This is a genomic window from Mycobacterium sp. 1245499.0, from assembly GCF_001673615.1.
Classification (GTDB): domain Bacteria; phylum Actinomycetota; class Actinomycetes; order Mycobacteriales; family Mycobacteriaceae; genus Mycobacterium; species Mycobacterium europaeum_A.
On sequence record NZ_LZMG01000054.1, the window covers coordinates 1 to 12,196 of the forward strand.

Annotated in this window: 8 protein-coding genes and 1 pseudogene; 7 read left to right on the top strand and 2 right to left on the bottom strand. The window is 67.3% G+C overall.

All coding sequences use genetic code 11. The annotated features are described in order from the left end of the window. Positions 1-127 precede the first annotated feature (127 nt). The gene (locus tag A5646_RS02545) at positions 128-1,930 is read left to right on the top strand and encodes an ABC transporter ATP-binding protein/permease (RefSeq protein ID WP_197505098.1); all 1,803 of its coding nucleotides are present in this window, start codon (positions 128-130) and stop codon (positions 1,928-1,930) included. A 112-nt stretch (positions 1,931-2,042) separates the two neighbouring features. Further along, positions 2,043-3,995, top strand: coding sequence for an acyl-CoA dehydrogenase (locus tag A5646_RS02550; protein WP_066867180.1), 1,953 nt, complete (start codon positions 2,043-2,045; stop codon positions 3,993-3,995). Between the two features lie 67 nt (positions 3,996-4,062). On the opposite strand, the gene A5646_RS02555 is transcribed toward A5646_RS02550, so the two are convergent. Continuing rightward, entirely contained in the window at positions 4,063-4,530 is a 468-nt protein-coding gene (locus A5646_RS02555; protein WP_066877640.1) for an LppP/LprE family lipoprotein, read from the bottom strand. Positions 4,531-4,860: 330 nt separating this feature from the next. Here A5646_RS02555 and A5646_RS02560 point away from each other — a divergent pair, with 330 nt between their 5' ends. The 4 genes from A5646_RS02560 to A5646_RS02575 all read left to right on the top strand — a co-directional run bounded on the left by A5646_RS02560 (position 4,861) and on the right by A5646_RS02575 (position 11,705). Then, the gene (locus A5646_RS02560; RefSeq protein WP_067019648.1) at positions 4,861-9,093 is read left to right on the top strand and encodes a bifunctional nitrate reductase/sulfite reductase flavoprotein subunit alpha; all 4,233 of its coding nucleotides are present in this window, start codon (positions 4,861-4,863) and stop codon (positions 9,091-9,093) included. Positions 9,094-9,235: 142 nt separating this feature from the next. Further along, positions 9,236-9,481: a hypothetical protein gene (locus tag A5646_RS02565; RefSeq protein ID WP_197505099.1), complete on the top strand. Its 246-nt coding sequence runs from the start codon at positions 9,236-9,238 to the stop codon at positions 9,479-9,481. A gap of 213 nt (positions 9,482-9,694) precedes the next feature. After that, the gene (locus A5646_RS02570; RefSeq protein WP_067019661.1) at positions 9,695-11,047 is read left to right on the top strand and encodes a rhodanese-like domain-containing protein; all 1,353 of its coding nucleotides are present in this window, start codon (positions 9,695-9,697) and stop codon (positions 11,045-11,047) included. A 70-nt stretch (positions 11,048-11,117) separates the two neighbouring features. Continuing rightward, the gene (locus tag A5646_RS02575) at positions 11,118-11,705 is read left to right on the top strand and encodes a rhodanese-like domain-containing protein (RefSeq protein WP_067019652.1); all 588 of its coding nucleotides are present in this window, start codon (positions 11,118-11,120) and stop codon (positions 11,703-11,705) included. A gap of 10 nt (positions 11,706-11,715) precedes the next feature. Here A5646_RS02575 and A5646_RS02580 read toward each other — a convergent pair. Then, positions 11,716-11,946 (bottom strand): annotated as a pseudogene (locus A5646_RS02580) (CAP domain-containing protein); the annotation flags it as partial. On the opposite strand from A5646_RS02580, the gene A5646_RS02585 reads away from it, so the two are divergent. After that, positions 11,851-12,196: CAP domain-containing protein (locus tag A5646_RS02585; RefSeq protein ID WP_369806901.1), on the top strand; the 346-nt coding region annotated here is incomplete at its 3' end. The pseudogene A5646_RS02580 and the gene A5646_RS02585 sit on opposite strands and share 96 nt — an antisense overlap.

Here is a 12,196-nt window from a genome sequence, read left to right on the forward strand (position 1 = left end):
CAGTCCAATTCACGGCAGCAATGCCGCGAACACCGCACCCCCCACCAAACAAATTTAAATAGAGTTACGGCGGCCACCGATCCCGTTGGGAGCGGAGCGGCAGCAGGGCCCGAGCCTCATCGAGCGCATGGTGACCAGCAAGCTGCGTGCCCAGCGCCCCTCGTTCCGCACCGAGCAACCCGACGCCACCTATCGCCTGCCGCTGCAGACCGCGTCGCGCACCACCGGGGCGACCGCCTACCGGCTGGGCCTGACCGTCGACGGGCACGAGACGCTGTCCGGCATTTCGTTCACGGCCCGCCCCGGCACCATGACGGCGGTCATCGGACCGTCGGCCGCGCGTAATGCCGCGCTGCTGGCGCTGCTGGCCGGCGCCCGAACGCCCAGCGCGGGGCGCGTCACGGTGGATGGACACGATGTGCACGACGAACCGGAGGTCATGCGGACCCGAATCGGGGTGGTCCCGCGCGACAACCGCCTGCACCGCCAGCTCACCGTCGCGCAGGTCCTCGAATACGCCGCCGAGCTGCGGCTGCCGCCGGACACCTTGCCCGAGCAGCGCGACCGCGTGGTCAGCCAGGTCCTCGACGAGCTCGAGCTGACAGCCCACCGCGACACCCGAATCCGCAAACTCCCCGCCGAGGTGCGCCGGTGCGCGGCCCTGGCCGTCGAGCTCGTCACCCGGCCCAGCCTGCTCGTGGTGGACGAGCCCACCGCCGGACTGGACGCGGCGCAACAGCGCCACGTCATGGCGGTCCTGCGGCGCCAGGCCGATATCGGCTGCGCCGTGGTGGTCGCGATCTCGGCGCTCACGTCGCTCACCGACGTCAACGTCTGCGACCAGGTGTTGGTGCTGACCGGCACGGGCCAGGTGGCTTACCTGGGGACGCCCCTGCAGGTGGAATCCGCGCTGGGCACCTCCGACTGGAACAGGGTGCTCGCGCAGGTCGGCGCCGATCCCGAGGGAGCCCACCGCGCGTTTCGCACCCGAGCGCCCACGTCGGCGCCGACCACTGCGCCGGAAGTCGCGGCACCGTGGCCGCCGCCGCCCGCGGCGCCCAGGGCTCGGCAGATCCGGTTGCTGGCCCGGCGCGAGGTTCGCCTGCTCCTCGGCGACCGCAGCTACTTCGCGTTCCTGGCGGTCCTGCCGTTCGTCCTGGCCGGGCTGACGCTGCTGATTCCGGGTGATTCGGGACTGGCCAGGCCCGGCGCGGACAGCACCAACCCGCACGAGGCCATCGAGCTCCTGGCCGCCTTCAACGTCGCGGCGGTGATCATCGGCACGGCGCTGACCATCCGCGCGCTGGTGGGCGAACACCGCGTCTTCCGGCGCGAGCAGGAGGTCGGCCTGACGGCACCGGCGTACCTCACCGCCAAGATCACCGTGTACGGCCTGGCCGCGGCCCTCTGGACGGCCGTCATGTTCGCGATCGTGATCGCGGTCAAGGGGGGACCGGGACGCAGCGCCGTCCTGCTGCACAACGCCACGGTCGAGCTCTACGCGGGCGTGGCCGTCACCGCGATCGTGTCGGCGGTCCTGGGCCTGGCGTTGTCGTCGCTGGGCAAGGCGCCGCGCGAGGTCCTGCCGCTGGTAGTGCCGGTGATCCTGGCGGCGGCGCTGTTCAACGGGAGCCTGGTGCAGCTGGTGAGCAGGTGGGGCCTGCAGCAGATCAGCTGGTTCGTCCCGGCCCAGTGGGGCTTCGCGGCCACGGCGTCCACCACGAACCTGCGCAGGGTCGATTCGCTGGCGGCCGACGCCGTGACCTGGACGCACTACAGCGGCTGGTGGGTGTTCGACATGGGGATGCTCGTTTTGTTCGGCGTGCTCGCGGCCGGATTCACGCTGTATCGGCTGCGGTCACCGCTGGGCGGACGCCCCCACCCGTCCCCCGATCGCGAGCCGCAAGAAGCCCCTCGCCGCCAAGGCTGAGCCGGGTGGGCGGCCGGGTGCCGCGGGTCGGCGGCCGTCGCGAGAATGCGGACGGGGACATGAACTGTCAGCGTTGTTCGCCGCGACGGGAACCGCCCATTACTGTCGGCTTATGGCGCCTGAAACGACTAGCACTGCCGACTATCTGCGCAACGCACTGGACGGGCGTTGGCGTGATGTGAGAAACCGGATGCGGGCCACGCTCACCGAGGACCTGTTCCGGCCGCACTACACGCCGAACACCGTGATCGCCCGCACCAAGGTGGCGGAGCAGATGCGGATCATGGCGGCGTTCGGCGCGGCCGCCGACAGTTTCCGCAAGGAACACGGCGGCACCGGTGACGTGGGGGCGGCGATCACCATGATCGAGATGCTGGCCATGTCGGACCTGTCGCTGATGGTGAAGGCCGGTGTGCAGTGGGGCCTGTTCGGCGGTGCCGTGGAGAACCTGGGCACCGAGCGCCACCACGAGCTCTACGTGCCCAAGATCATCAGCCTCGAGTTGCGCGGCTGTTTCGCCATGACCGAGACCGGACATGGCAGCGACGTGCAGTCGCTGGAGACCACCGCGACCTACGACCCCGAGACCGAAGAGTTCATCATCGACTCCGCCACCCCCTCGGCGCGTAAGGACTACATCGGCGGCGCCGCCGAAACCGCAACCATGGCGGCGGTTTTCGCGCAACTGATCACCCACGAGGACGGGAAGCCGGTCAATCACGGCGTGCACTGCGTGCTGGTTCCGATCCGCGACGAGGACGGCAACGATCTGCCGGGCATCACCACCTCGGACTGCGAATACAAGGGCGGACTGCCCGGTGTCGACAACGGGCGCATCGTGTTCGACCATGTCCGGGTCCCGCGGGTCAACCTGTTGAACAAGTACGGCGACGTCGCGGCCGACGGCACCTACAGTTCGCCGATCGACAACCCGAATCGCCGGTTCTTCACCATGCTGGGCACCCTGGTCCGCGGCCGGATCACCGTCGGTGGCAGCGCCGGCGCCGCCGGCCGGGTGGCCCTGGACATCGCCACCCGATATGCCTTGCAGCGCAGGCAGTTCACCGCACCCGACGACGGTTCCGAAGTGCTGATCATGGACTATCTGGTGCACCAGCGGCGACTATTTCCGTTGATCGCCAAGTCGTACGCGTTGCAGTTCGCGCAGAACGAACTGGTCGGCAAATGTCATGACGTGCAGAGCGCCGACGCACCCGACGCCGACGAGCAACGCGAACTCGAAGCGCGCGCCGCCGGCCTGAAGGCGGCCAACACCTGGCATGCGAGCCGGGCCATCCAGGAGGCCCGCGAAGCGTGTGGCGGCGCCGGCTACATGGCCGAGAACAGACTGATCGGGCTGCGCGGCGACACAGACGTTTTCACCACCTTCGAGGGCGACAACCACGTGCTGACCCAATTGGTGGCCAAGGAACTGCTCACGGCCTACGCCGACGACATCAAGAGCATGAGTCCGGTCGAATGGGTGCGCTTCGCGGCCAGCACGGTGGGTGAACGCGTCGTCAAACGCACTGCGGCAGAGGCAATCATCCAAACCATCGTGGACGCCCGCCAAGACAGCGAGGAAGAGGGCAGCCTGTTCAACCGCGGCACGCAGATCACGATGTTCGAGGACCGCGAGGAGTATCTGCTGGCATCGGTGGCCCGCCGGCTGCAGGCCAAATCCAAAGAGATGTCGGCCTTCGACGCATTCAACTCCGTGCAGGATCACGTGTTGCACGCGGCCAGCGCGCACATCGACCGGGTCATCCTGGAGGCGTTCGTTGCCGGAATCGACGCGTGCCCCGACGAGAAGGCCCGCGAAATACTCGGCATCCTGTGCGACCTGTACGCACTGTCGGTCATCGAGGATGACAAGGCGTGGTACATCGAGCACCGCTACCTGTCCACCGAACGCGCGAAGGCGGTCACCCGGGGTATCAACGACCGGTGCCGCGCGCTGCGCCCGCACGCCGAGACGCTGGTCGACGGGTTCGGCATCCCGGAGCGGCTGCGTTATGTCGAGATGCTGCACCCGGAGAACCTGGAAGAGGCCCTCACGAGCTGAGCGGCCGACCGCCGATCACGGGCCGCCGCGACGCCGGCAGGGCCGGGAAAGTCATTGGCGGCAAACGCTATTGATTCGGAACCTTGCCCAGCGTTTGCAACTTGCCGTCTGGGCCGATCCGGAACTTGACCGTTCCGATCCCGGTCGGACAGCACAGCTGGTCATTCCCCTTCTGCCACTGGTATTGAACGGTGACGGTGTCATCCGAGGGCGGTAGCACCGTCGTGTACGGCTTTGGGTTCGGGGTGGGGCTACCCAGCGGCCTGTTGTGGTCGAAGAAGAGCAGTTGCTGCGGGCTGGATTCGCTGGCGATCGTCGGGATGATCTGCACCCAATACAACCGGCAGTTTCGGGTGTGCCCGCGGCCCATCTCGACCCAGATGGTGCCGGGGATGGCGATGGGAACGGCGGTGATCGCCTGGTGCACCGTGTCGGCCGTCGGCCCGTCGGAGTCCTTGCAGGTGTCGGGCCGGGCCTGGGGCGGCGCGGTCGGCTTCCAGCCGCAGCCGGAGGCCAGCAAAACCAGACAGATCACAATGAGCCGACGCACGCGGTGAGCTTAGCGAAGACTGTGAATGTCCCATCGGTTTGGTCAAAAACCCCCTTCTGAGAAGCGTTTCGCGGGCAATCCTGCGTAACCTCAAGCGGGACGGCCGGTCAACGGTGACCTGCGGTAACGCCTTCCACGGCCGCGAATTCCCCGGCGATTTCACATCGGCGCGCCAGCCGCTGAGAGGAAGAAGTAAACCCGGGGAAATTTCGGGCAGCGATGCCGAAACATGCCTGCTCCACAATGAACTCACCCGAGACAGAGCTAACTCGTGCGCACTCGAACCGAAGGGACGTAAGCGTGACCAGGGAGTCCGTGGCGCCTGACAACGCCGTGAACACCATGTGCGCTTACTGCGGCGTCGGGTGCGGCATAGTGTTGCAGGTCACAACGGACCCGAAAACGGGCCGCGATCACGTCGCCAAGTCGGTTGGGAGCAAAGCACATCCGGCCAACTTCGGCCGGTTGTGCACCAAGGGCGCCACCACCGCGGAGATGCTCGGCGCGCCGGGCCGGATGGACTCGGCCCATGTGCGGGCCGACCGCGGTGAGCCACTCGAGCCCGTCAACATGGATCGGGCGATCACCCAGTGCGCGAACCGGTTACGCGCGATCATCGACGAACACGGTCCGGACGCCTTCGCGATGTACGTGTCCGGCCAGATGTCCATCGAGGCGCAGTACCTGGCGAACAAGCTGACCAAGGGCTTCATCGGCACCAACCAGATCGAGTCGAACTCGCGACTGTGCATGGCCAGCGCCGGTTCCGGTTACAAACTCTCGCTCGGCGCGGACGGACCACCCGGGTCATACCAGGACTTCGACCGTGCCGACGTCTTCTTCGTCATCGGCGCGAACATGGCCGACTGCCATCCCATCCTGTTCTTGCGGATGATGGACCGGGTCAAGGCGGGCGCGAAGCTGATCGTCGTCGACCCGCGCCGCACCGCGACCGCCGAGAAGGCCGATCTGTACCTACAGATCGCGCCGGGATCGGATCTGGCGCTGCTCAACGGGCTACTGCACCTGATCGTCGAGAACGGCCACACGGACCCCGATTTCATCGCCGAATTCACCGAGGGCTGGGAGGTGATGCCCGGCTTCCTGGAGCAGTACACGCCCGACATGGTCAGCGCCGTGACCGGCATCCTGGAAGCGGACATCCGCAAAGCGGCTCAGATGATCGGCGAGGCCGACAATTTCATGAGCTGCTGGACCATGGGCCTCAACCAGAGCACCCATGGCACCTGGAACACCAACGCCATCTGCAACCTGCACCTGGCCACCGGCGCGATCTGCAAGCCGGGCAGCGGCCCCTTCTCCCTCACCGGCCAGCCCAACGCCATGGGTGGTCGCGAGATGGGTTACATGGGGCCGGGTTTGCCCGGTCAGCGTTCGGTGCTATCGGACGAGGATCGCGAGTTCGTCGAAAACCTTTGGGGCCTTCCCCGCGGAACGCTGCGCACCGAGGTCGGCGGCGGCACCATCGACATGTTCTCCCGGATGGCCGACGGGCAGATCGAGGCCTGCTGGATCATCTGCACGAATCCCGTTGCCTCCGTTGCCAATCGTAAGACGGTGCTGGCCGGACTGGAACGCGCCGAGTTGGTGGTGGCCCAGGACGCGTTCCTGGAGACCGAGACCACCGAATACGCCGATGTGCTGTTGCCGGCGACCCTGTGGACGGAGTCCGAAGGGGTCATGGTCAATTCCGAGCGCAACATGACGCTGTTCCAGCCAGCGGTCCAGGCGCCGGGCCACGCGCTGCCGGACTGGCAGATCATCGCCCGGATCGCCTGCGAGATGGGCTTTTCGGAGGCGTTCAGTTACACCTGCGCCGAGGAAGTCTTCGAAGAAATCAAGCGGTTCTCCAACCCGAAGACCGGGTACGACCTGCGCGGTGTCAGCTATGAGCGGCTGCGCCAGAGCCCGCTGCAGTGGCCGTGCGCTCCGCAGGGCGGGGGCGACCGCAACCCGATCCGCTACCTCAATGACGGCGTCAGCCAGACGCGGCTGGTCCGCGAGGACGGCAGCGTGCCCCGGTTGGCCTTCCCGACGCCGACGGGCCGGGCGGTGTTCTTCGCCCGCCCGCACCTGCCGCCCGACGAAATGCCCGACGACGACTACCCGTTCCTGCTGAACACCGGTCGCCTGCCTCACCAATGGCACACCATGACCAAGACCGGCAAGGTCGCCAAACTCAACAAACTCAATCCGGGGCCGTTCGTCGAGATCCACCCCGACGACGCCGCCCGCCTGCACATCGCCGACGACGATCAGATCGAGATCGCGTCCCGGCGCGGCCGCGCCGTGCTGCCCGCTGTCGTCAGTGACCGGGTGCGGCCCGGCAACTGCTTCGCGCCGTTCCACTGGAACGACTCCTTCGGCGAATACCTGTCCATCAACGCCGTCACCAACGACGCCGTCGATCCCATCTCGAGCCAACCGGAATTCAAGGCGTGCGCGGTCACGCTGACGAAGGTCGCCGTCGCGCAACCCGATCCCGGAACCGAGATGCCGGCGGTCCCCGACACACCGGCATCCGCACCCACGGAGGTACGAGAAATCAGCGTGTCACAAGTCGACGCCCTCGGCGAATTGCTGGGTGTGACAACGCAAGCCAAGCCGGAATTCAACGAGCTCGGCCGCTCGTATCTGGCCGGCATGCTCTCCGGGCTTCGCTCTGACGCCGGTCGCCGCACCGCCGGTGTGCCCACCCTGCCGCCGAGTGCGCCGTTCGATGCCGGCACCCGGCTGTGGGTGGACGGCCTTCTGGCCGGATTGTTCTCGCGCGTCGACGGACCGGGGGGCCTGGCCGAGGCACCGCCCACCGCCCCGGCGCCGGCCGTCGAGCAACCGCCCGCCACGCCCGCCGACACCAAGCCCGCCGCCGAGCGCGCGCCCGTGGTGGTGCTGTGGGCATCGCAGACCGGCAACGCCGAGGAGCTCGCCGGCGAGATCGCCGCCCGGTTGGGCGCCGCGGAACTCCCGGTCGCGCTGCACAGCATGGATGACTTCCCGCCGGCGCAGTTGACGACGACGCGCGAGGTGCTGTTCGTCACCAGCACCACCGGCGACGGCGACGCGCCCGACAACGGCGCCGGCCTCTGGCGAGCGCTGACATCCGAGGGCGCACCGCGATTCACCAACACCCGCTACGCCGTCCTGGCGCTGGGCGACTCCAACTACGACGATTTCTGCGGCCACGGCCGCAAGCTGGACGCCCGCCTCGCCGAGCTCGGCGCCACCCGCATCACCGACCGGGTGGACTGCGAACCCGACTACGACGACACCGCGACGAAGTGGGTTGGCGACGTCATCGAGGCCCTGACCCGGACGCCCACCTCGGTCGGCGGGGACGGAAGTGTGACGGCGCCGGCCCGCACGTCCACGGTTGCCGCGCCTCGCCCCGGCGCGCCCGCCGCCGGCGCCTACAGCAAGAAGCATCCGCTGATCACCGGCATGGTCCGCAACACCGTGTTGAGCCGACCGGAATCGACAAAAGACGTGCGGCACCTGGTTTTCGACATGCCGGAGGAATCCGTGAGCTACGAGGCCGGTGACGCGCTCGGCGTGTGGCCGCGCAACAGCGACGCGCTGGTCGACGAGTGGCTGTCGGTCACCGGACTGAACGGGCAGACCCCGGTCGAGGTCGGCGAGCACGGCCTGATGTCGTTGCGCTCCGCGCTCACCGAGCGCATCGAGATCGCCCACATCAGCCGGGATCTGGTGCGCTTCGTGCAGGAGCGTACCGGTGACCCCACACTCGCGGAGTTGCTGAAGCCGGAAAACAAACGCGCACTGGCGGATTGGACGTGGGGTCGCCAGTCCATCGATCTGCTGGCCAAGCTGCCCGTCTCCGCGTCGGCCCACGAGTGGCTGCGGGTCCTCAAACGCCTTCAGCCGCGGCTGTATTCGATCTCGTCGAGCCCCAAGGAGTGCCCGGGCGAAGTCCACCTGACCGTCTCCCCGGTGCGCTACAACTTCCAGGGCGTCGCACGCCGTGGGGTGTGTTCGACCTACCTCGCCGACCGCTCCCCCGGCGACCGCGTCGCCGTGTATCTGCAGCAGTCCAGCAATTTCCGGCCGCCGAGTGAGTCGGACACCCCGATGATCATGATCGGGCCCGGGACGGGGATCGCGCCGTTCCGCGGCTTCCTGCAGGAACGGCGCGCACTCGGCCACACCGGACCCAACTGGCTGTTCTTCGGCGAGCAGCACGCCGCCACCGACTTCTACTACCGCGACGAACTCGAGCAGATGCGTGACGACGGGTTCCTCACCGAGTTGGACCTGGCGTTCTCCCGCGATCAGCAGCAGAAGGTCTACGTGCAGCACCTGATGCGCAAACGCGGGGCGCAGCTGTGGAGCTGGTTGCAGGACGGCGCCCAGCTCTACGTCTGCGGCACCGCGGATCCCATGGCCAAGGACGTCGACCGGGCACTCTGCGAGATCGCCGCCGAATTCGGCAAGCTCGACCCGGAAGCGGCGAAGGACTACGTCCAGTCGTTGAGCGCCGACAAGCGCTACCACCGCGACGTCTACTGACGCCGACCCGCCACCCGTAACACAGCGGAAACATCGCGCGCCTACCGCCGAAACTTCGGCGTCGCACGATGCACTCGTAAGGTCGCGCGCCTGAAGGAGTGACGTCATCGTGGCTCGGGAGTGTGATGGACCCGATCGGGTCATCAAGAACGGCTGCCCGCTGCAGTGCCGGCTCAGGTACGGCGGCGCCGGCGACGAACCCGCCAGTGACCAGGTCGACTGGGCGGGCCTGCCCATCAATCTCGACTTCGCGTTCTCGCGGGATCAACGCGACAAGGTCTACGCGCAGCATCTGCTGCGCAGGCGCGGGACCCAGTTCGGTCCGTGGCGCCACGGCGGGTACGTGTGCGTCTGCGACATGGCCGACGAATCCCTCACCGGCGGTTAGCGACACACCCGACGGGTGTGCGGAGCGGGCCAGCGCAAAAATCACCGTGGTTGAAACGCTGCGATGCTTCGGTGACCGAAAGGTTTGCCCGCGCTGAGCTGCGCTAAACCGGCCATTGACGTGGTGAGCGTGGGTTTCACACGCGTTCCGGCCGCGGCCAACGCCGGCTCGACTTGCGACGCCAATCCGCTTTCGGGGTACTAGAAAACGATGGTGGACGTGACGATCATCGAGACCTCGGGTCTGGGCGACCGCAGCTATCTCATCAGCGACGGCACGGTCGCCGTCGCCGTCGATCCGCAACGAGACATCGACCGGGTGCTCGAGCTGACGGGAGACCTGCGCATCACCCACGTGCTGGAGACCCACATCCACAACGACTACGTGACCGGCGGGCTGGCACTGGCCCAAGCGACCGGTGCCCAATACGTCGTTCCCGCAGGCGAAGACGTCGACTTCGACCGCCACGCGGTCGGGGACGGCGACCGGATCGACACCGGCGAAATTCATGTGGAAGTGCTGCTCACACCCGGACACACCCACCATCACGTCAGCTACGTGCTGCGTGACGATTCCGGCGAGGCCGTCGGCGTCTTCACGGGCGGATCGCTGCTGTTCGGCAGCACTGGCAGGACAGACCTGGTCGGCGACGACCACACCGAGGAACTGGCCCGGCTGCAATATCATTCGGTCCGGCGCCTCGCCGATGAGCTGCCTTCGGAAACCGCGATCTATCCCACCCACGGATTCGGCAGCTTCTGTTCGGCCACGCCACCCGACGGTGACGCCTCCACCATCGGCGAACAACGCCGCAGCAACCCGGCGCTGACCCAGGACGAACAGCAATACGTCGACGAGCTGCTGGAAGGACTTTCGGCGTTTCCCGCCTACTACGCACACATGGGTGTGATCAACAGGGCGGGCCCCGAAGCGGCGGACCTGTCGCCGCCCGAACCGGTTGACGCACACCAACTTCGCCACCGCATCGACGCCGGCGAGTGGGTGGTCGACCTGCGCAACCGCACGGCATTCGCGGCGGGGCATCTGGCCGGCACCTATGGGTTCGAGCTGTCGGGCTCGTTCGTGAACTACCTCGGGTGGTTGTACCGCTGGGGCGCACCACTGACGTTGATCGGTGAGGATGCCCAGCAGGTCGCCGACGCTCAGCGCGAACTCGCCCGCATCGGCGTCGATCGCCTCACCGGCAGTGCCACCGGCGATATACGCGCGCTGGCCGACGGCACGCCGCTGCGCAGCTACCGGGTCGCGTCCTTCAAGGACCTCGTCGATGTGCTCGATGACGATGCGGTCACCGTCGTCGACGTTCGCCAGCCACACGAATTCGACAGCGGCCACGTGCGCGATGCGGTCAACATTGCGGTGCACGAGCTACCGGAACGCCTCGGCGAACTTCCCCAGGACCGCGAACTATGGATCCACTGCGCCAGCGGCTACCGGGCGTCGATCGCCGCGGCGCTACTCGATCGGCATCAACGCCGCGTCGTGCTGATCGATGACGACTACGACAACGCGGAAAAGCTCGACATCACCTCAGGTTCAACGTGATCGAAAAGGACGGCCCGCACCGCGATAGCGGGTAGTGACCAATTGAGGAGCCCACAACGGGAGGAATCACATGAGCGCACCGACCGCCGACGCCATCACTTCGGCCGAGCTACGCAAGCAACTCGAGTCTTCGCCCGCCCCACGCATCGTCGACGTGCGGACCCCCGCGGAGTTCGAAACGTCCCACATCTCCGGGTCCTACAACGTGCCCCTGGACGTACTGGACGAACACACCCGTGAGGTCGCCCAGCTCTTGGGCGGGGACGACGAGGTCGTCCTGGTATGCCGGTCGGGACAACGCTCCACCAAAGCCCAAACGCTGTTGCGGAACGCCGGTTTGACCGGCGGGCGCGTCCTCGAGAACGGAATCGTCGACTGGGAGGGGCAAGGCTTCGCCGTCGACCGCGGCGCCCAGCGGTGGGATCTGGAACGGCAGGTGCGCCTCGTCGCCGGGTCGGTCGTGTTGTCGTCCGTGCTGGGCAGTGTCGCGCTCCCCCGCCTGAAATGGGTGGCGGCCGCGATCGGTGGCGGGCTGACTTTCGCCGCGCTGACCAATACGTGCGCGATGGCCACGGCCCTGTCGAAGCTGCCCTACAACCGCGGCGCCACAACCGATCCCGAAACGGTTTTGTCGGCGCTCAATACCGCCGCGCGCTAGACGCTGAGGCCTACCGCTTGGGCGGGTCGGGCTGCCCGTACACCGCCACCACCACGGTGCGGTCCATGCTGTTGTCCGACCACACCCCGATGGTGTTGTTGGCGCAGTCGCGGATGATCGCCATGTCGTCCGGGTTGTAATACCACTGGTTGACCAGTTCCAGGCTGCTGATCGCGATGGCCGGGTTGATCGCCACGGTCTCGGCGGCCCGGCCGCGGAAGCCGGCGGCGTTGGCGCGGTGGTGTCGGCCGTCTACACCCTGCAGCACCAGGCGGGCTGCACCAACGACGTCGTCAGGAACAACGCCCTCACGCTGGCCGCCGAATGGCACGCCGATGACATGATCAACAACCGAAACATCAACGGCGACATAGGCTCGGACGGTTCCACGCCGCAGGACCGCGCCAACGCCGCCGGCTTCCGCGGCCGGGCCGCCGAGACCGTGGCGATCAACCCGGCCATCGCGATCAGCAGCTTGTTACTGGTAAACG

Excerpts from the sequence above, each read along its gene's own strand:
- A5646_RS02545 (WP_197505098.1), top strand. The coding sequence starts at position 128 with ATGGTGACCAGCAAGCTGCGTGCCCAGCGCCCCTCGTTCCGCACCGAG.
- A5646_RS02550 (WP_066867180.1), top strand. The coding sequence starts at position 2,043 with ATGGCGCCTGAAACGACTAGCACTGCCGACTATCTGCGCAACGCACTG.
- A5646_RS02575 (WP_067019652.1), top strand. The coding sequence starts at position 11,118 with ATGAGCGCACCGACCGCCGACGCCATCACTTCGGCCGAGCTACGCAAG.